This window comes from Parahaliea aestuarii, assembly GCF_008064635.1.
GTDB lineage: Bacteria > Pseudomonadota > Gammaproteobacteria > Pseudomonadales > Halieaceae > Parahaliea > Parahaliea aestuarii.
In genome coordinates this window covers 77837-96996 of record NZ_VRYZ01000008.1, presented here as the reverse complement: position 1 = coordinate 96996, position 19160 = coordinate 77837, and the positions used below count along the sequence as shown (strand labels likewise).

Sequence of the window (19160 nt, the reverse complement as noted above, 5' to 3'; positions counted from 1 at the left end):
ATGGCGCCCGAACAGCCGCCACTGGTGGTGCATATCATCTATGCCCTGGGCACTGGCGGCCTGGAAAACGGCCTGGTGCACATCGTCAACGGCACCCCGCGCGGACGCTACCGCCACGCTATTATCTGCCTGACCCGGGCAGCGGGCTTCGAACGCAGACTGAAGGCTGATGGTGTCACTGTCCATGAGCTGCACATGCGCCCGGGCACCGATCTGGCTGCTTATCGCAGGCTGCGCCGCCTGTTGCGTGAATTGCGCCCGGCGATTGTCCATAGCCGCAATCTCGCCCCTCTGGAGGCGCAACTGGCGACCTTGGGGCTGAGCGGAATAAGACGGGTACACGGCGAGCACGGACGTGACATGGCCGATCTCGACGGCAGCAATCGCCGCTACCGCCTGTTTCGCCGCGTCATGCGCCGCTGTGTGCATCATTACATCGCCGTCAGCCAGGATCTTGCCAGCTGGCTGGTGAGCAGCATCGGTGTCCCGCGGCAGCGGCTGACCCAGATTTACAACGGCGTCGATATCGAACGTTTTTGTACCGGCGCCAGTGCCGTCCTGCGCCGGCAGTTATTGCCGGCGGCCTTCCTGCCTTCCGGAAAGGACGATGTTCTGGTGATCGGTACCGTGGGGCGGCTGGCGGAAGTGAAAAGCCAGCATACGCTGCTGGAAGCGGTGGCCGACCTGCGCGAGACCCAGCCGGACCTGGCAGCCGCCCTGCGTATCGTGCTGGTGGGGGAGGGCGCCATGCGCGACCGGCTCGAACAGAACGCCCGCGACCTCGGGGTGACGGATATCCTGTGGATGCCCGGCGACCGCGACGATATACCGGAGTTGCTGCGCTGTATGGACCTGTTTGTGCTGCCCTCTCTCGGCGAAGGCATTTCCAATACCCTGCTGGAAGCCATGGCCAGCGGGTTGCCCGTAGTGGCCAGTGACGTCGGCGGCAATCCGGAGCTGGTGCATCCCGGCGAGCATGGGGAGCTGTTTCCCGTGGGGGATGCGACGGCGCTGGCAACGGTACTGGCGCGTTTGTGCACGGACGCCGGCTTGCGCGAGCGCTACGGCGCAAATGCCAGGCGCTTCGTGTGCGAGCGTTTTTCCTGGCCCGCAACCATTGAAAACTATCTCGGCCTCTACGACCGCCTGCTGGGGCTGGCACCCGCCAGCGGGTATTCCGTGGCCTCTGCAGACTTCAGGGAGTAGCAGCGTTATGTGCGGTATTGCGGGCATTTTCGATACGCGGGGAACCGCGCCGGTTGACGCCGCCGAACTGGCCGCGATGAATCGGGTGCAGTTTCACCGCGGGCCCGATGAGGACGGCGTTCACCTGGAGCCCGGCATCGGCCTGGCCCACCGCCGCCTGTCCATTATCGACCTTTCCAGCGGCCAGCAGCCGATGTCCAGTGCCGATGGCAATGTCTGCGTTGTTTACAACGGGGAGATCTACAACTTCCCCGAGCTGACCAGGGAGTTGCAGGCGCTCGGCTACCAGTTCCGCACTCGCTGCGATACCGAGGTGATCCTTTACGCCTGGCAGGCCTGGGGCGAGGCCTGCGTTACGCGCTTTCGCGGGATGTTCGCCTTTGCCCTGTATGACCGCAATGCCGGCTCCCTGTTTCTGGCCAGGGATCGCTTTGGTATCAAACCCTTGTTCTACAGCCTGCTGCCGGACGGCAGGCTGCTGTTTGGTTCAGAGCTGAAAGTACTGAAGGCGCACCCGGCGTTGCACCGGCGCATCGATCCACAGGCAGTGGAAGATTATTTCGCCCTGGGTTACATCCCCGAACCCAAGACCATCTATCGCGATACCCACAAATTGTCACCGGGGCACACCCTGCTGTTTCGCCGCGGTGCGACGTTACCGGAGCAGCGTCAGTACTGGGATATTCCCTTTGCCCCCCTGGCCGGAGCCCACTCCGAGAGTGACCTTGCCGCGGAACTGGTGGAGAGAATGCGCGAAGCGGTGCGCATCCGGATGATTGCCGAAGTGCCACTGGGCGCCTTTCTCTCCGGCGGTGTGGATTCCAGCGCCGTGGTCGCGTTGATGGCGCAGCAGCAGGCGGAGCCGGTGAATACCTGCGCCATTGGCTTTGACGTCGCCCAGTACGATGAAACCAGCTACGCAAGGACCGTGGCCGGGCGCTATCACACCAACCATGCCGAGCACAGTGTCGACAGCGACGACTTTTCCCTGCTGGACACGCTGGCGCAACTCTATGACGAACCCTATGCCGACAGTTCGGCCCTGCCGACCTACCGGGTTTGCCAGCTGGCGCGGCAGCGCGTGACGGTGGCGCTTTCCGGCGATGGCGGCGACGAGAATTTTGCCGGCTACCGGCGCTATCGCTGGCATATGAACGAAGAGCGGCTGCGTTCAAGCCTGCCCCTGGGCATGCGCCGGGCGGTGTTCGGGCCGCTCGGCCGCCTGTATCCCAAGGCGGATTGGGCACCGCGCGTGCTGCGCGCCAAAACGACGTTCCAGGCACTGGCGCGGGATTCGGTGGCAGCCTACCTGCACTCCGTTTCCCTGACGTCGACCGGGCAGCGCGCAGCCCTGTTCAGTGACTCCCTGCGCTCCGCCCTGCAGGGCTACCGGGTCGATGCGGTGTTCGATGCGCACGCCCGGCGCTGCCCGACGGAAGATCCGCTGTCGCTGATCCAGTACCTGGACATGAAAACCTACCTGGTGGGCGACATTCTCACCAAGGTCGACCGGGCCAGTATGGCCCATTCGCTGGAGGTGCGGGTGCCGCTGCTGGATCACCCGCTGTCCGAGTGGGTGTCGGGGCTTCCCCCGGCACTCAAGCTGAAGGGCCAGGAGGGCAAGTACCTGCTGAAAAAATCCATGGAAGCGCACCTGCCACAGGACGTGCTCTACCGGCCCAAGATGGGCTTCGGCGTGCCCATTGGCGGCTGGTTCCGCGGTCCCTTGAAACAGCGCCTGCGCGAATCGCTGCTCGAGGGCGGACTGGCCGACAGCGGTCTGTTCAATCCCGATACATTGCGCAAGCTGGTGGACGACCACCAGTCGGGCCGCCGCGAATACAGCGCGCCGCTCTGGTCGCTGCTGATGTTCCAGGCGGCGACCCGCGATGACGACCTGGGGGTGGCCTGATGAAAGGGCTGCGCATCCTGCATGTGCTGGATCACTCCATCCCCATGCACAGCGGCTATACTTTTCGCACCCGCAGTATCCTCAGGGCGCAGCGCGAATGCGGCTGGATCACCAGTCATGTAACGGGCCTGAAGCACACCCTGGCCGGCCCCGCCGAGGAAGAGGTCGACGGATTGCGCTTTTACCGGACGCAGGCCACCGGGAGTCTGCTGGAGCGCCTGCCGGTGGCCAGCCAGTGGCAGGTGGTGCGCACGCTGGCCCGGCGTATTGAGGAGGTGGTGGAGCGCGAGCGACCGGATATGCTGCACGCCCATTCCCCGGCCCTGAACGGACTGGCCGCACTGCAGGTCGCCCGTCGCCACGGTTTGCCCCTGGTGTACGAGTGCCGGGCGTTCTGGGAGGACGCCGCGGTGGATCACGGTACCAGTGCCGAGGGCGGTGCGCGCTACCGCCTGACCCGGGCGCTGGAGAGTCGCGTGTTCCGCCAGGCCGACGCCGTGACGACCATCTGCGAAGGTCTGAAGTCGGACATTGTTGCGCGCGGTATCGATGCGGCCAAGGTGACCGTCATCCCCAACGCGGTGGACCCGCAGGCCTTCGCCATGGATCGCCCGCGGGATGCGGCGCTTGCGGCCAGCCTGGGGCTGGAAGGACGCAGGGTCACCGGCTTCATCGGTTCCTTCTATGCCTACGAGGGGATTCCGCTATTGCTCGATGCCATGGCGGCCCTGCGTTCACGCCACCCCGACCTCGCCCTGTTGCTGGTCGGCGGCGGGCCGCAGGAAGCGCTGATAAAGCAGCGGATCCGCCAACTGGATCTCGATGACCGGGTGGTGTTCACCGGCCGGGTGCCCCACCAGGAAGTGCAGCGCTACTACAGCCTGGTGGATATTTTTGCCTACCCGCGCCTTTCGATGCGCCTGACCGACCTGGTGACACCGCTGAAACCGCTGGAGGCGATGGCGGAAGGCAAACTGGTGGTGGCCTCCGATGTGGGGGGGCACCGCGAGCTGATACGCAGCGGCGACAACGGCGTCCTGTTTCAGTCGGGTTCAGCCGATGCACTGGCCGGCGCACTGGACCGCCTGTACAGCGAGCCGGAAACCTGGCCCGCACTGCGCGCCGCGGGGCGCAGCTATGTGGAGACCGAGCGCAACTGGACGGCGAGTGTCGCCCGTTACCGTGGTGTTTACGGGGGGCTGCAGTGAAGCTGGGGCTGGTCGGCCCCCTGCCGCCACCCAACGGCGGCATGGCCATGCAGACGGAACAACTGGCCCGCCTGCTGCGCGAGGAGGGCGTGCAGGTTGACGTCCTGCCAGTCAATGCCCCCTACCGTCCGCGATGGATAGGCCGGGTTCGGGGCCTGCGCGCGCTGTTTCGCCTGATCCCCTACCTGTGGCATTGCTGGCGCCTGCTGGGGCGCGTCGACCTGGTACACCTGATGGCAAATTCCGGCTGGTCATGGCAGCTGTATGCGGCACCGCTGATCTGGCTCGCCAGTTGGCGGGGGGTACCGCTTATCGTCAACTATCGCGGCGGTGGCGCGGCGGATTACCTGGCGGCCTCGGCCTCCCGGGTACTGCCCACGTTGCGGCGGGCGACGGCGCTCGCGGTGCCCTCCGGCTTCCTGCAGGAGGTGTTTGGGCGCTACCAGGTGACCTGTTCGGTGGTTCCCAATATTGTTGATACGGAGTGCTTTACGCCGGTCGAACGCATGCCGGGGGCGGCGGTCCCGCTCAGGCTGGCGGTGACCCGCAACCTGGAGGCGCTTTACGGCCTCGATACGGCGATTCGCAGTCTGGCGCTGATACAGGAACACAGGCCCGGCAGTACACTGACTATCGCTGGCACCGGTCCCGAGCGCAGCGCCCTGCAGGCCCTGGCGGAGCAACTGGGCCTTGCGTCCAGTGTGTATTTTGCCGGACGGCTGTCGCGGGAAGACGTTGCGCGCCTGTACGCCGAAGCCGACGTGCTGTTGAACCCGTCCCGCGTGGACAACATGCCGAACTCGGTCCTGGAGGCGATGGCCAGTGGCCTGCCGGTCGTATCCACCGCGGTAGGGGGGGTACCCTATATCATTGAGGACGGCGTCACCGGACTGCTGGTGGCACCCGATGCCCCTCAGGAGATGACAGATGCGGTGCTTGCGCTGGCCCAGGATGCGGGACTCTATCGCCGTATCGCCGCCGCCGCCCTGGCGCAAACCCGCGCCTATACCTGGCCGGCCGTGCGCGAGCAGTGGCTGGCCCTGTACCGCGCCGCCGTGGTAACGCCATGAGCCTGTATACGCGATTGGTCAGCGGCGCCCTGTTCCCCCTGCACGAACGCCTGAAAGGCCATTCAACGGTAGCCGTCTGGCGCCAGATGGAGGGCGCGCAGTGGCAATCGCAGGCAGATATTCGCGCCGCCCAACTTGTGCGGCTGCGGGATTTCCTGAGCCATATCGGCCAGCACGTCCCCTACTATCGCGACCTCTTCCGGCAATCTGGTTTCAAGCCATCTGGCTTGCAAAGCCTGGAGGACCTGGCGCAGTTGCCGCTGCTGGACAAGAAGCAAATCCGCGCCCACGAAAGCTCGCTGCGCTCGGAGCGGGCCGGTGAACTGCAGCGTTTCAATACCGGCGGTTCCAGCGGTGAACCGCTGGTGTTCTATCTCGACAGCGAGCGGGTGAGCCACGATGTCGCCGCCAAGTGGCGGGCCACCCGCTGGTGGGGCGTGGACATCGGTGACCCGGAGATTGTCATCTGGGGATCCCCGATCGAATTGGGGGCCCAGGACCGCGTGCGACTGTGGCGCGATCGGCTGTTCCGCACGCGCCTGCTGTCTGCCTTTGAAATGTCGGCCGGGAAGATGGAGGACTATCTTGCGGAGATCCGGCGGCGGCGGCCGAAAATGCTGTTTGGCTACCCCTCGGCCATCAGTCTGCTGGCGGGGCGCGCGCAGGAGCTTGGCTGGTCGATGCACGACCTGGGCATCCGGGTGGTATTTGTCACATCCGAACGACTCTACGACCATCAGCGCGCGGCCATCGAGTCCTGCTTCGGCTGCCCGGTCGCCAACGGTTATGGCGGCAGGGACGCCGGTTTCGTGGCTCACCAGTGCCCCGCCGGCAGTCTGCACCTGACGGCCGATGACCAGGTGGTGGAGATTGTCGATAGCGATGGCACGCCGCTGCCGGTGGGGGCGAGCGGGGAAATCGTCGTCACGCACATGGCGACGCGTGCCTTCCCCTTTGTCCGCTACCGCACCGGGGACATCGGCCGCCTGGCAACAGAGCCCTGTAGCTGCGGTCGCGGGTTACCGGTGCTGGCGGAAGTGGAGGGCCGCAGTACCGATTTCCTGGTAGCGCAGGACGGCACCCGGGTTCACGGACTGGCCCTGATCTATATACTTCGCGACATGCCGGAAGTGAGTGCCTTCAAAATTGTGCAGCAATCAGTGGACCAGGTGGATGTCGAGCTGGTGCCCGGGCCGGGTTTCGGCGAAGCACATGTCATGCGTATCGGCGACGGCTTTCGCCGGCGCCTGGGGCAGGGGGTGGCAGTCAATGTAAACCCGGTGGGGGAGCTGCGCGTGGAGAAATCCGGCAAGTTCCGCTATGTGACAAGCCGGGTCAGTTCGTGAAGCGGGGCGCCTGAGTAAATGGGACTGCGCGACCTGCTGGTGACCGCCCTGGTGTTTGGCAGCCTGCCGCTGATCCTCTGGCGCCCTTATATCGGCATCCTGGTGTGGTCGTGGCTGAGTTACATGAACCCGCACCGGCTGACCTACGGCTTTGCCTACAACATGCCCTTTGCCCAGATCGTCGCTTTGACGTTGCTGGTGGCGATCCTGTTTTCCCGGGAAAGGAAAACGTTCCCGCTGACCGGAGTCACCGCCGTCTGGCTGCTGTTCGTGGCCTGGATGTGCCTGACCACCGCGCTGGCGGTGTATCCGGACATGGCGATGATCCAGCTCACCAAGGTGCTCAAGATACAGCTGGTTGCGCTGTTGACCCTGGTATTGATCAACGACCGGCAAAAACTGGACTACCTGATTATCGCCATCGTGGTTTCCATCGGTTTTTTCAGCGTGAAAGGCGGCATCTTTACCATCCTCACCGGCGGGGCCTTCCGTGTCTGGGGGCCAACAGGCAGCTTTATTCAGGAAAACAATTCACTGGCAGTGGCGGTGCTGATGATCATTCCGCTGATGATCTATCTGTACCGGATGTACAGCGAAAACCGCAAGCTGAAATGGCTGATCATCGCTGCTATCGGCCTCAGCGTCGTGTCGGTGTTCGGCTCCCAGTCGCGCGGTGCCCTGGTGTCCATTGCCGCAGTGGCAGGCTTCTTCTGGTGGAAAAGCAGTTCCAAGCTGTTGACCGCGCCGCTAATGGTGCTGGCTGCCGTTGTCTTTTTGACCTTTATGCCTGCCAGCTGGCACGAGCGCATGCAGACCATCGAGAACTACGAGGAAGATGCATCCGCCATGCAGCGTCTTAACTCCTGGGAATACTCGCTCAATGTCGCCAACGATTCGATCGTGGGCGCCGGCTTTTCCTCCTGGACCAAGGAGATGTTCCATCGCTATGCACCCCGGCCCGAGTGGGTGTTCGTTGCGCACAGCATCTACTTCGCGCCGCTGGCGGATCACGGCTGGCCGGGCTTGCTGATGTTCCTCCTGATACTCGGGCTCACCTGGCGATCACTGGCGATCATCATCGGCAACCGCGCGGGAGGGTGGTCCGAAAACGATGTATTTCTCGCGCGCATGCTGCAGGTCAGCCTGGTGGCCTACATGTCGGGGGGGGCCTTCCTGAGCCTGACTTACTTTGACCTGCCCTGGCACATCGTCGCGATGGCGGTGATTCTGCGCAGCCTGACGCAGCGTGTAGGCGATCCTGCTGCCGGCGGTCCAGTCGGCGGGCGGGCGGTCGTTCAGGAGGGGCACATGGCAGGCCCCCGGGGGCGCCTCCTGTGAAGCACGGCCTCTTGTGGATTGCCCGCGCACTGGGGCTGTTCGCCCTGTGCAGCTGGCTGACGCGACGCGAGCTGCGCATCCTCTGCTATCACGGGATCTGGGACGGGCCAGGTCACTATGGCAACTACCTCTTCATGAGTCCCGGGAAATTCCGCTCGCGTCTGGCTTTCCTGCAGGATTGGGGGGCGCGGGTGCTGCCGCTGCCGGTTGCCCTGGAGCGCCTGGCACAGGGGCGGCTGCCAGCCAGGGCCGTTGTCATCACCATCGATGACGGCTGGGCGTCGACGGTTGCACATATGGTGCCGGCGCTGGAGCAGGCGGGTTTCCCGGCGACGCTTTATGTCACCAGTTACTACGCCCATAACCAGCGGCCGGTGCTGAATGTCGCACTGGCCTATGCCCTCAGTCGCTGGGCGGCAGGAGAACGCGATTCCACGCTGTTGCCATTGCCCGGGCTTGGGCAGCTGAATTGCCCCGCGGGCGACGCCATCGCTTTGCACCGGGCGACCGACCAGGTGATTGAGCACGCGTCGACACTGGCAGATGACGATGCGCGCCAGGCTTTCCTGTGCAGTGTCATCAGCGCCACAGGCCTGGCGCAGGATCCGGTCTGGGGAGGGCCAGCCTTTCGCCTGGCCAGTCGCGATCAATTGCGCGAAGCCAGCGCAAAAGGGATCGACCTGCAACTGCACACTCACCGCCATCGCACTACCTGTAACGGCACAAGTTGCCTGGCGCAGGAACTGGCCGACAACCGGTCCTGGTTGACGGGAGTGGGAGAGGGGCCCTTCGAACACTTCTGCTATCCGAGCGGCCAGTACCAGGCGTCCGACTGGGAGGTGCTGCGACGCCAGGGCATCGAAAGTGCCACCACCACCGAGATCGGCCTGTGTCGCAGGGGCGAAAATCCCTATGCACTGCCGCGCATTCTCGATGGGGAGTCGCTGTCGGAGCTGGAACTGGAGGCGGAGTTGAGCGGTTTTCTGACTATGCTGCGAAGGATTTCCAGACGATGACCACACGCCGCATTGACGGCAGCCCTGGCACCGGCCTTCGCTGGTGGTACCGCTTTGCCTACGCCGTGCTGCAGCGCACTAGGCTCCTGTCGCAGTGGTTACAGGGGCTTCCGGAACATTGCCGGCAGTGTGACCCCCTGCGGTCTCCCCTGACCTTTCTGGCGCGCATCTACGGCCAGGGTCGCCTGCTGCGCGAAGGTGCGATCAGCGCCCGGGATTACTACCACCTCGGTTTGCATAAAGCCGGCGATGGCGCCGCCTATACCGGGTCCTGGGCACGCTGGCAGTGGCTGGAGCCCATCAATCCGGAAAGTGAGCGCGCCCGGATAGAAGACAAACTGTGGCTGAATCGCCACCTGGCTGCACGGGGAATTCCCTGCACCGATATACTGGCGGCCTTCGGCGATTTCGACCCGCTGGGAATGCGGCAGTTTCCGGTTTTTGACGAAGAGGCAAGGCACTGGCTGCAAAGTCTTGTGGCCCCGGTCTTCCTCAAGCCCCGGTTCGGCGGCAAGGCCGACGGTATTTTCCGTTGTGACCCACAGCGCGGCGAACTGCACTGGCGCAGCGGAGACGGCGGAGACAGCGGTGCTGCAGGCGCCGCGGAGCAGGCTCTTGCAGCACTGGTGGCGCGGGGGTATATCGCGGAAACCGGCGTTACCGGTCATCAGAGCCTGGCTGCGCTGAATCCGGCTTCGCTCAACACCATACGCATTTTTACTGTATATCTGGATGGCGCAAAGATCCTGATGGCAAGCCTGCGCATAGGCAGGGGAGACAGCATCGTCGACAATGTCTCGCGCGGCGGGCTATCCGCGCCCATCGATCTCGCCTCGGGACGGCTGGGTCGGGCCGCCACAGTGGACACGCGGGGTGCGGTACAGCGATTCCCACAGCACCCTCTCAGCGGTGCTGCCATTGAGGGGAGCGTGATCCCCTGTTGGACGCAGGTCATGGACCTCGTCTCCAGCGCGGCGGAATTACTGACCGGTGCCGATATACTGGCCTGGGACGTGGCAGTGACCGATAGCGGGCCACTGGTCATCGAGTGCAACTCCTACTGGGAATCGATGGGCATTCAACTCGCCCACGGAGCGGGGTTGAAAACCGGACTCTTCTGCGACTATCTCCGCAGCCGCAAGATGAGTACTCAGCTGGGATTGCTGCACCGCTATTCCGGTGCCGCCAGGAAAGTGCGCAGCCTGCCATGAATAAATCCACGCAAGGTACTGAGCCGACAGCAAAGCCGGGCAATAGCGGACGGCCAATCAACCCGATGTTCGAGGCAGTCAGATGGTTCGCCCGCAGGGTGCTGCACAAGCTGCGGCACAACAGCGTCAGTGAATGGATTTATCTGGATCGCGAACTGATCATCTGCGCTGCAGATGAACGCGCTGCCCGAGGTTGTACCGTACAGAGTGATATTCAGAAGAACAATATCGAACGCCTGGATGAAGTGGCCGCACTGGTGGCAGGCAGGGCGGCCGATCTGGCCCGACGGGAAATGCAGGCGAGCCTGGCCGGCGGCAATGAGATGTTTACCTGTGAGATTGGCGGGTGTGTTGCCGGCGTCGGCTGGAGCAATCCCGGAGATTCCTCTGCTTACTTTCCCTATGTCCGTCAGCGGCTGGATTTTGGCGGTTTGCGGGTGGTGGCCCTGTATTCAGCTTTCGTCTCGCCGCAGTTCCGGCGTCAGGGCGTTTATCGCCGGTTGTTTCAGGCGCGGGCCTGCGATGCCTTTGCATGCCATTCGGCCCGGATTATTATTTGCGCGGAAGAGGGTGGCAATTCATCGGCTCGTCGTGCGCACGAAGTGTTGGGTATGGAGGTGGTGGGACGCTTCCGGGTGAGCCGCAGGTTGGGACGTGAACACAACGGCTTTCATCCCGAGCAGAATACCCTGGGCCTGACAGTTCTGCACACCGGGCCGGGGCACTGGCAATTGAATCTCGAGGCTGCGGATGGCGAACGTTCTCGTCCCTGAATCTCATACCCGGGCCGGGCTAGGTGTCATTCGTTCCCTCGGCGCTGCTGGCCACAATGTCCATGCCTGTTCCAGCCGCAGCGATGCACTGGGATTTGTTTCCGCCTACGCCTCAAGCCGTGTCGTGCACCCCCCCTATGGCGACGAAACCTATATCGATTGGCTGCGTGGATACCTTCGCGATCACGCTATCGGCGTCATTATTCCGTCGAGCAATTTCCTGTTGGCGGTGGAAGCGCATTTCGACGAGTTTCTTGCCTACCTGCCATTGTCTGCCGATCGCCAACGGGTATTTGATTGCCTGGACAAGGCCTTTATCGCCAGTTTCTTCAGCACCTGTGACGGCGCCGGGCAGTTTCGGCAAACCCAGCCCCCCCACGTGATCCTGACCGATGCAATGGATACCGGGGGCGCTCTGCCACCCCAGGGAGAACATGGCTATTACCTGAAAGGTTGTCACCTGCGCAGTGCCAACGGGGAGCGCTCGGACAAGGGGGCCCTGCTACACATCGAACAGTCGGGGGCTGTGGCCGGGGCGGCGGCGGAAATTTTGCAGGACTACGAGTGTGTACTGGTACAGCAGGGCTGCACCGGGAGACAGGTCTGTGTTGGTGTACTGCGCTGGCAGGGCGAAGCGCGCCTGCTCTCAACGGTCGAGGACTGCCATGAGGAGCCGCACAGTAATGGCACCATGTCGCGGCGACGCACCGCGCGACACGAGGCGATAGAAGCCGATGCATTACTCCGGCTTGAAGCCCTTAACTGGGAGGGGGTCGCCATGCTGGAATACCGCCTTGACGCCGCCACCGGACGCTTTTTTCTTATCGAGATCAACTTCCGCTACTGGCAGTACCTCAACCTCGATTTACGTGCGGGCGCGGACTTTCCGGCCCTGCAGGTGGCCTGCTATCTCGGGCAGGTGCCGTCGCTGGACGGGGGCGCTGTAATGCGGTCGACACCGGGGCTTATCGGGCGTGATACCTGGCCCGGGGAGGTAGCCTGCCTGGTCAACCAGCTTCGCCGCCCCGGGGTTCGCTGGTATAACAAGGTAGTGCTGCTGCTGGAGATGCTCAGCTACTCGCTGCGCCCCGGGGTCCACAACGACCTGCTGACGAGGTCAGATCCGCGGCCCTATTTTGCCAATCTGTTTCGTTTTATACGCGCTGAGATTGGCAATCTGGGGCGCAAGTCAGGTCGCCTGCTGGGGCGAGTTGACCGGAATCCGGATACGGGCAGTACTGGCTAGACAATGTGCCTGTAGCTCAGGAGCAGGCGTGCCAGAAAGCGGCTGGGGTCTTTGTCCCAGGGCGTGAAACGCGGCAGTTGGAAAGGGTCGCTGCTGTGGCCGGCGACTCCGGGCCGGGTTGATACAGCCGCTTTGAAACCGGCCTGTGCAATCATGCGACAGTGCCGATCGCTGTAATCCTGGCCGGGCTTGCCGTTCGGGTAGGCAAACAGGGTGACAGGAGCGGATATCATCTCCTCCAGTTGGTGTTTGCCCTCGCTGATTTCCCGCCATGCCTCGTCGTCGCCGATGCTGGCAAGAATTGGATGGGAGATCGTATGTGCACCTACAGCAATGCCTTCGGCACCCAGTTGCCGGACATCGTCCGCGCCCATCATCAGGTCGCCGGGCAGTGCTACATCGCTGTCCAGCAGCGGCGCGATGGCAAGGGCACGCTGGTGGGCGGGAAGATGCTTGATTTCCCCAATCATGCGGTAGGCCAGGCTGCGACGCCCCGCCAGGTCTGTTGTGGCGGGAATCGCACGCCGCTGTTCGCGGAACAGGAAATTTCCCTCCGGGGCGAGCCGCACATACTCCATCACGGCGTCGTTCCACATCAAACCACCGTCGAGGAAGCCGCATGCGACAAAGACCGTGGCGGGTACTCCGGTGCTGGCGAGTACTGGCGCTGCGAGCCTGGCGTTGTCCGCATAACCGTCATCAAAGGTGACGCAAACGGCCCTCTGCGGCAGCGTTCCCTCCTGCAGCCGGGTGACCGCCTCATCCAGGGGCAGGGGTGAGAAGTGTTGTGACAGGAGGGTCATTTGCCAGTGGAAATCCTCGACCACCGGTGTATTGGGTCGCATTGGATCCGGCGCTGCCAGCACCCGGTGGTAGTTGAGAATCGCCAGGCGCTGTTGCCGATGGGTACCGGTAAGGACAGGCAGCAGGCGGGACATCAGGGTGTGGAGCATGGACATTCAGTTCACTTCGTCGCCGTCTGGTCGGGCGCCGAGCCACAGCTCCAGGCAAGTCAGTACCCACAGAAGCTCGCCGTAATACGCTGCGTGCCCCTCGCGGTGCAGGGCGACTGAGCGGGAGAGGAACTCCGGGCGGAAAATGTCCCGCTCGGCGAGCCGGGAAATACTCCCGTAGACCAGTTCCTGCAGCGGCTTGTGATCCCTCATCCACACCCCGAAGGGCAGGCCGAAGCCGTGTTTGGATTTGTTCAGGGTGGCGTCTGGCAACCAGCCGCGCAGGGCCTTTTTGTAGAAGCCGCGCAGTGAACCGTTCTGCAGCAGTACGGCGTCCGGGATGCCGATGGAAAAATCTGCGAGGTCGGTGTCGAGCAGTGGATAGGCCACTTGCACGCCGGCCAGTTGGCAGGCGTGCCCGACCTTGCGCAGGTCGTTATCTGCCAGCGTGACCTGCCAGTCGTGATACAGCAACCGGTCCAGCTCGGTTCCCGCGGCCGGGCGGTGGTAGAGTTCTCGCAGCAGATTGAGGGGCCGGGACAGGTCGACGGCGTCGAGAAAACCCGGCTGGAACATCTGTGTGGGCTGGAAGCGGTGCAGGAAGTTGTAGCTCTGCAGCCGATCGGGCAGGGGAGTGGCTGCCTGTTCCACGTAACTGGCGATCTTGCGTGTGGCAGAGAACCGGCCTGGCAGGCGTTTTGCCATGGGTTCCAGCAGGCCCCGGCGCAGCCCGCCGGGCAGCCGCTGGTAGGGAGTAAACACGCGCTGGCGCAGGTAGCGCTCGTTACCGGCAAAGAGTTCGTCGCCGCCATCGCCCGCCAGCATCAGATCCACGCCCTCTTCGGCAGCCAGTCGCGCACAGAAATACGCGGGCAGTATGGACGAGTTGCCAAAGGGCTCCTGGGTTGAAGCCGCCAACTCCGGCAGGGCCGCCACGATGTCCTCGGGGCTGAGGTAGTACTCTCTCAGTTGCAGGCCAAAATGGGATGCGGTGATGCGGGCAAAAGGGGTTTCATCATAGCCTTCTGCGTCGAAGCCGATGCAGTAGGCGCTTGCCCCGTTCTGCTGTTCGGCGAGAAATCCCGCGACAGTCGAGGAATCCAGCCCTCCGCTGAGGAAGGCGGCGGGACGGCGGGCATCTTTACAGCTGCGCTGTACCGCTGTGCCCAACAGGCGCCGCAAGGTCGCCTCGCGCTCCGCCGGCGCAGTGGCGTGAGCCTTGGCGCTGAAATCCGGCAGCCAGTAGGGCGCTATCCGAACATCGCCCCGGGCTGACACCAGGGCATGGGCAGCGGGCAGTTTGCCGACGCCGGTGGCGATCGAAGTAGGGGACGGGACAAAATGGAAATAGCAGTAGTCGAACAGGGCCTGCCGGTTGAGGGGGTCATCTCCCAGCGGTGGCTGCAAATCCGCCAGCCGGGTTGCGACCGCTATATCCCCGTCGCGACAGGTGTGGTAGATCGGCACTGTAGCGAAGCGATCGGTGGCGGCGATCAGGGTGTCCCTGGCGCTGTCGACAAGGGCAAAGGCGAAGTGGCCCTTGATATGGCGGGCCATGTCCGCCCCGTATTCCCTGTAGGTACTGTAGAGCGCCGCTCCATTCCCGAGGCTGGAGGCCGTGTCCGCGAACTCCCCGGCCGGCCAGAGGAATCGCCCCTGGGCAACGACAAGTACCTGACCGTCGGGCGACAGAAATACCGGCTGTGGCGCAAATGCGCTTGCCTTGGTGCCGGCAGTGGCTGTCTGCCAGTTCCCGTTGTTCAGCTGATGTTCGCCAAAGGCCTGCCCAGCGGAGTGCAGAGCAGCGAGAAAACCAGGCACCTCTGCACCGGCCGGGGACTGGTCTCCTGATATACCCATGTAATCCTTTGCCCCGTCGCTGTCCTTTGCCGTGATTGTGTAGGGTGGTACATCGTGGCGTTAGTGGCCGATAGTTTGGTCACATGCCGGGTGAAACTCAAGCGCTGTGCTGCCAAACTGCGATACAGTGCCGAGCGTCTGGCGAGGGTCCCGGCCATTGTCACAGGGGACAGGCCGGGCAGGGGAGGTGGACGGCAATGTGGTGTTTCCAACAGAGCCTGGTGGCGAGCCTGTTCGCCCTGTATTCCCTGGCACCGGAGGTTGCGGCGCAGGCGGTGAGTCCTGCGCTTGCGCCAGTGTCCCCTATCCAGCAGTTGGTAAACGCCGCGCGGCCGGGCGCCACGCTAAGCCTGCCGCCCGGCACCTATGCTGGTGGCCTGGTGGTGCGCAGAGCCCTGCAGCTGAATATGCAGGGTGTCAGGCTGCAGGGCGTTGCCCTCGGCAAGGCGGTCCTGGTGATCGAAGGTGCCAGTGGCCCGGTGATCGTGAATGACTTCCACGCAGACGGCGCGGCGGCGGGCGCACAGGACGGCAACCTGGCCGGGATTCGCATTGCAGGCCGCAACTTTGATGTCACGTTGAACCGGGTGCATATCCGTAACACCGCAATGGGCATCATGACGGATAACCGGGGCGGCGTGCTCAGGCTTCGCAACAGCAATATCGGCGATATAGGTCGCGGTGGCGGCGCGCAGAGTCTGTCTCATGTGGTCTATGCCGGCGCCATCGACCGCCTGGAAATCATCGGGTCCCTGCTGGGGGAATCGCATCACCTCGGACACCTGCTGAAATCGCGGGCGATGTCGACGACGATAGAGGACAGCGAGCTTCGTGGTGGCGACAGCCGCCACAGTCGGGTGATTGACCTGCCCTGTGGTGGCGTGTTGTCACTCGACAATGTGGCCCTGCAACGCAGTGTGCGAGCTGACAACCGGGACCTGATCGGTATCGGGCTGGAAAGCGCCGCCGGCTGTGGTGCCCGCGACGGAGCGGCCTCGGTCAGCATTGAAAACTCGCTGCTGGAGCTCGGTGAGTCGCCAGAGGATTTCGCCGGGTTGCAGACGCTCTATCTTTTCAACTGGCCAGCAGGCCCCGCCGAACTCCGGTTGCGGGACAACGTGCTGCGCTCATCCGGTTTTGTGCTGCGGGGGCAAATGGCGGCAAACGGCCCGGCCATTCGTCTCGGGCGCAACGGGATCAGAACCGCGGCTGGTGATACAGGCGGGCGGCGGTCAGTTCGGGATAATCCGGGTGGCGCCGGAGTCGATCCACTCGGCCAGGATCCTTAGCTCGTCATCGGTGATATCGGTAGGGTGAGGCGGCCCGAAATCGATATCGTCGCTGTAGGTCGCGTCGCTGCGGCCATCGGTACGTTCGTTGGCTGCCTTCCAGTAGAGCAGACTCTCTCTGGCAAACATGCTGTTGACGTATTTGCTGGTGTAGGGTCGTTGCAGGCCAAAGCGCCGTTTTTCATTGCTAGACTGACTGACCTGTAGTCGCCGCTCGGGGGTGACGGAGGTCTGGAACTGGTCCCAGACCAGATCGTCGTAGTCCATCAGAGGTACGTCACTGACATGGCAGGTGAGGCAGCGGCGGGCGAAGATGGGCTTGATGTCGCGCTCGTACACCGGCACCGGGGTGGCGCTGGTCAGCGCTACCGGCTCCGCCAGGAATGCCTCGCTGTTCTCGTAGGGGCGCCCTTTGCGGGAGTGCAGGTGGCACCCGCTGCAGACCCGCTTTTCCCCGGGGCGCAGTGACTGCGGGATCTGGTCCCGTTTGATAACCCGGCCCCGGGCGTCGATGCCAGCCATGATATAGGGGGTATCGCAGGGCAGTGACACTTTGAACGATTTGTCGGCCAGAAGCGGGGTGTCACCCAGCAGGCGCAGGCGATTGCCGGTGAAGTTGGAAAAGCTGCGCCTGGACCCGTTGGGTATGACCTCCCAGAAGCGGATGCCGGCCAGCTGGGAGTGAGGGAGCCCGTCTATCTCGCCGCCGTTGTTGGCCGATACCCGGTAGTTGTGGTTGAAGTGGTAGGGCTTGTAGGGCGCTGTTTCCGCCGTTCCTGCGTCGCTGCTGGCCAGCTGGCAACTGCCGTCGCTGGTATTGGACAGCGCTGGCGTGTCGACCTGTCTGGCGACCACCATGCGGGCGCCAAACTCGTGCCACTCAGGGGCGTCGACAACGAGGGTGAGGTCATCCATGTCCCTGGAGGGAATGCGGGTTGTCAGGTACAGGCCGGTATCACAGGCGAGCTTCCCCGGCTGCCCGGCGACAGCGTTCTGGAAACCCGTGACCGAGCCCGACACCTGGGTGCAATAGCCGCGGCCCACCGTGAGCAGCAGCTGGTTGTTCGGCGCGCCCTCGGGATAGCCGATCTTTCCCTGGTAGATGCCGTTTTCCCTGAAGGACGGGTTGTCGTCGGAGCGCGACCAGTCTGCCACGTTGTACAGTTTGCGGGGCTGGAAACGTGGCAGGGCGCCTTCTATTCCGACTGGCTCCGGTGCCCAGCAGATGACGTCACCCAGACCCAGGTTGTTGCCGCGATAGTAGTTGGCGACACAGACGTCTCCGTTGCGACGCTCGCCGAGGAAGTGGAGTGCCTTGGTGTGTTTGGTGCGGCCGGTCGATGTTTTCAGTGAGGCACGGTGGGCACCGTAGAGCGCGGTCATATCGCCACCGCGATAGTCCATGTCCATCACCACCCACATATTGTCCAGCGTCCCCGGCCAGTTAACACCGCCGTTGGTGCTCATATAGGGCAGGTTGTGACTGAGCCACTGTGAGCCGTAGGCCACCCGGCCGCTGCGCAGCAGGTAGGGGTGCATGGCCGTGCTGACCTCGTGCTGGGTGACCAGATGCACGTCGCTGCCATCGGCATTGGCGATGTAAAAGCGCGGATCGGCCCGGTTGTTTGGCGTAATGCGGTCGAGGAAGGGTTCGCGTTGCGGATCGCGGTTGGAGGCGAACATGATGCGCCCATCGGGTAGCCAGGTAGGGCTGACATCCAGTGCTCCCGCTGGTTGTGGCAGGGGATGGACTTCCCCTGATGCCACATCGACGATATGGAGTTGGGCGTTGGTGATCGAACCCAGTTGCTGGTTGGGCAGGGTGGTGCCGGACAAGTAGGCGTTGCGCAGCCTGTCTGCCCGGTATACAGAAAACAGTATTTTGCTGCCGTCGAGAGAAACCGCCGGATCGAGGGGCACGCAGGGCTTTTCGCGTTGCATGCAATCGTAGAGCACCCGTTCGCTGCCATCAACGTCCCGGTAAACCAGCTGGCCGGGGGCATTGAAACCATCAAAGACATGCTTGGTATCCGGTAGCCTGTCCCAGATATCGGGGCTGTGCAGGGTATAGCTTTCACCACCCCGCAGGGTGACCGTGTGCTGGCCATGGGTGCGGGGTACCCGGGTATAGACCATCGGCTCCAGGGCCGCTTCGGGGGATGGACGCTGCGGAGTTTCCTCAGGCGGTACCGCCGGGGGGGCGTTGTCGGTGGGTGGTGGCGTGTCTTTCTCGCTGTCTGCAATGGATGTTGTCGGAGTTTGCGGTTCCATAGGCGTGGTGGGGGAACTACTGACCGGCTCTGGCAGTATGCCGCCGTTTTCCATGGCGCGCCGAATGCTGATATAGCGGTCCCAGGCGCTTTTATCGTCAATGGCCAGCGTCTGCTCCGGTGCCGCTGTGGCAGCCACAGCCGGGGAACCGGGCGAGAGTGCCGTCACGGCGGCCAGACACAGGGCGAAAACGGGGGCTGAAAAGTTTGTATTGGACATAGTGGTAGCCTTGTCTGCAGCACTGCCATCGGCGGAGGCTACTGTGGCGAGGCCTTGCTCCTGGCGGCCGGGACATTCTGGAACAGAGTGTAGCCTATTGTGTGAGCGGGGTACCAATGTGAGGCTCTCATTGGCAATGACCATATACAACAGCGTGAGTGGTTACATACACTCCGGCTACGGTGGTGTGGATGGAGTATCCGAACTATCCTCCTCAGCGCCGGAATGAGAGACCACACGGG

14 protein-coding genes are annotated in these 19160 nt (G+C 63.4%); 11 read left to right on the top strand and 3 right to left on the bottom strand.

Going from position 1 to position 19160, the window contains the following annotated elements; translation table 11 throughout:
* The 10 genes from FVW59_RS16675 to FVW59_RS16630 are packed head-to-tail and all read left to right on the top strand — an operon-like array spanning nt 1 to nt 12326.
* Nucleotides 1-1206 carry a TIGR03088 family PEP-CTERM/XrtA system glycosyltransferase gene (locus tag FVW59_RS16675; protein ID WP_148065506.1) on the top strand — a complete coding sequence of 402 codons (1206 nt, stop codon included), beginning with the start codon at nt 1-3 and terminating at the stop codon, nt 1204-1206.
* A 7-nt stretch (nt 1207-1213) separates the two neighbouring features.
* Entirely contained in the window at nt 1214-3118 is a 1905-nt protein-coding gene (locus tag FVW59_RS16670) for an XrtA/PEP-CTERM system amidotransferase (protein ID WP_148065505.1), read from the top strand.
* Nucleotides 3118-4326, top strand: coding sequence for a TIGR04063 family PEP-CTERM/XrtA system glycosyltransferase (locus FVW59_RS16665; protein WP_222711552.1), 1209 nt, complete (start codon nt 3118-3120; stop codon nt 4324-4326). Before FVW59_RS16670 ends, FVW59_RS16665 begins: the two co-directional genes overlap by 1 nt.
* Nucleotides 4323-5396 carry a glycosyltransferase family 4 protein gene (locus FVW59_RS16660; protein WP_222711551.1) on the top strand — a complete coding sequence of 358 codons (1074 nt, stop codon included), beginning with the start codon at nt 4323-4325 and terminating at the stop codon, nt 5394-5396. The genes FVW59_RS16665 and FVW59_RS16660 overlap by 4 nt, the downstream gene beginning before the upstream one ends.
* The gene (locus FVW59_RS16655) at nt 5393-6742 is read left to right on the top strand and encodes a phenylacetate--CoA ligase family protein (RefSeq protein WP_148065504.1); all 1350 of its coding nucleotides are present in this window, start codon (nt 5393-5395) and stop codon (nt 6740-6742) included. Before FVW59_RS16660 ends, FVW59_RS16655 begins: the two co-directional genes overlap by 4 nt.
* A gap of 18 nt (nt 6743-6760) precedes the next feature.
* Nucleotides 6761-8080, top strand: coding sequence for a putative O-glycosylation ligase, exosortase A system-associated (locus FVW59_RS16650; RefSeq protein WP_148065503.1), 1320 nt, complete (start codon nt 6761-6763; stop codon nt 8078-8080).
* The gene (locus FVW59_RS16645; RefSeq protein WP_148065502.1) at nt 8077-9096 is read left to right on the top strand and encodes a polysaccharide deacetylase family protein; all 1020 of its coding nucleotides are present in this window, start codon (nt 8077-8079) and stop codon (nt 9094-9096) included. Before FVW59_RS16650 ends, FVW59_RS16645 begins: the two co-directional genes overlap by 4 nt.
* Nucleotides 9093-10307, top strand: a complete 1215-nt coding sequence (locus FVW59_RS16640; RefSeq protein WP_148065501.1) for a sugar-transfer associated ATP-grasp domain-containing protein — start codon at nt 9093-9095, stop codon at nt 10305-10307. The genes FVW59_RS16645 and FVW59_RS16640 overlap by 4 nt, the downstream gene beginning before the upstream one ends.
* Entirely contained in the window at nt 10304-11080 is a 777-nt protein-coding gene (locus FVW59_RS16635; RefSeq protein WP_148065500.1) for a GNAT family N-acetyltransferase, read from the top strand. The genes FVW59_RS16640 and FVW59_RS16635 overlap by 4 nt, the downstream gene beginning before the upstream one ends.
* Nucleotides 11058-12326 (top strand): ATP-grasp domain-containing protein, encoded by a 1269-nt coding sequence (locus tag FVW59_RS16630; RefSeq protein ID WP_148065499.1) that lies wholly within the window; start codon nt 11058-11060, stop codon nt 12324-12326. The genes FVW59_RS16635 and FVW59_RS16630 overlap by 23 nt, the downstream gene beginning before the upstream one ends.
* On the opposite strand, the gene FVW59_RS16625 is transcribed toward FVW59_RS16630, so the two are convergent.
* Complete coding sequence (locus FVW59_RS16625) at nt 12323-13285, bottom strand: polysaccharide deacetylase family protein (RefSeq protein ID WP_222711550.1); 963 nt, start codon at nt 13283-13285, stop codon at nt 12323-12325. The two genes, FVW59_RS16630 and FVW59_RS16625, sit on opposite strands and share 4 nt — an antisense overlap.
* On the bottom strand, nt 13286-15139 hold the full coding sequence (locus tag FVW59_RS16620; protein ID WP_148065498.1) for an asparagine synthetase B family protein: 1854 nt from the start codon (nt 15137-15139) through the stop codon (nt 13286-13288).
* A gap of 197 nt (nt 15140-15336) precedes the next feature.
* Here FVW59_RS16620 and FVW59_RS16615 point away from each other — a divergent pair, with 197 nt between their 5' ends.
* The gene (locus FVW59_RS16615) at nt 15337-16428 is read left to right on the top strand and encodes a right-handed parallel beta-helix repeat-containing protein (RefSeq protein WP_148065497.1); all 1092 of its coding nucleotides are present in this window, start codon (nt 15337-15339) and stop codon (nt 16426-16428) included.
* Here the strand turns inward: FVW59_RS16615 and FVW59_RS16610 are convergent.
* Nucleotides 16372-18918, bottom strand: a complete 2547-nt coding sequence (locus FVW59_RS16610; protein ID WP_187275944.1) for an HzsA-related protein — start codon at nt 18916-18918, stop codon at nt 16372-16374. The two genes, FVW59_RS16615 and FVW59_RS16610, sit on opposite strands and share 57 nt — an antisense overlap.
* Between the last annotated feature and the right edge of the window lie 242 nt (nt 18919-19160).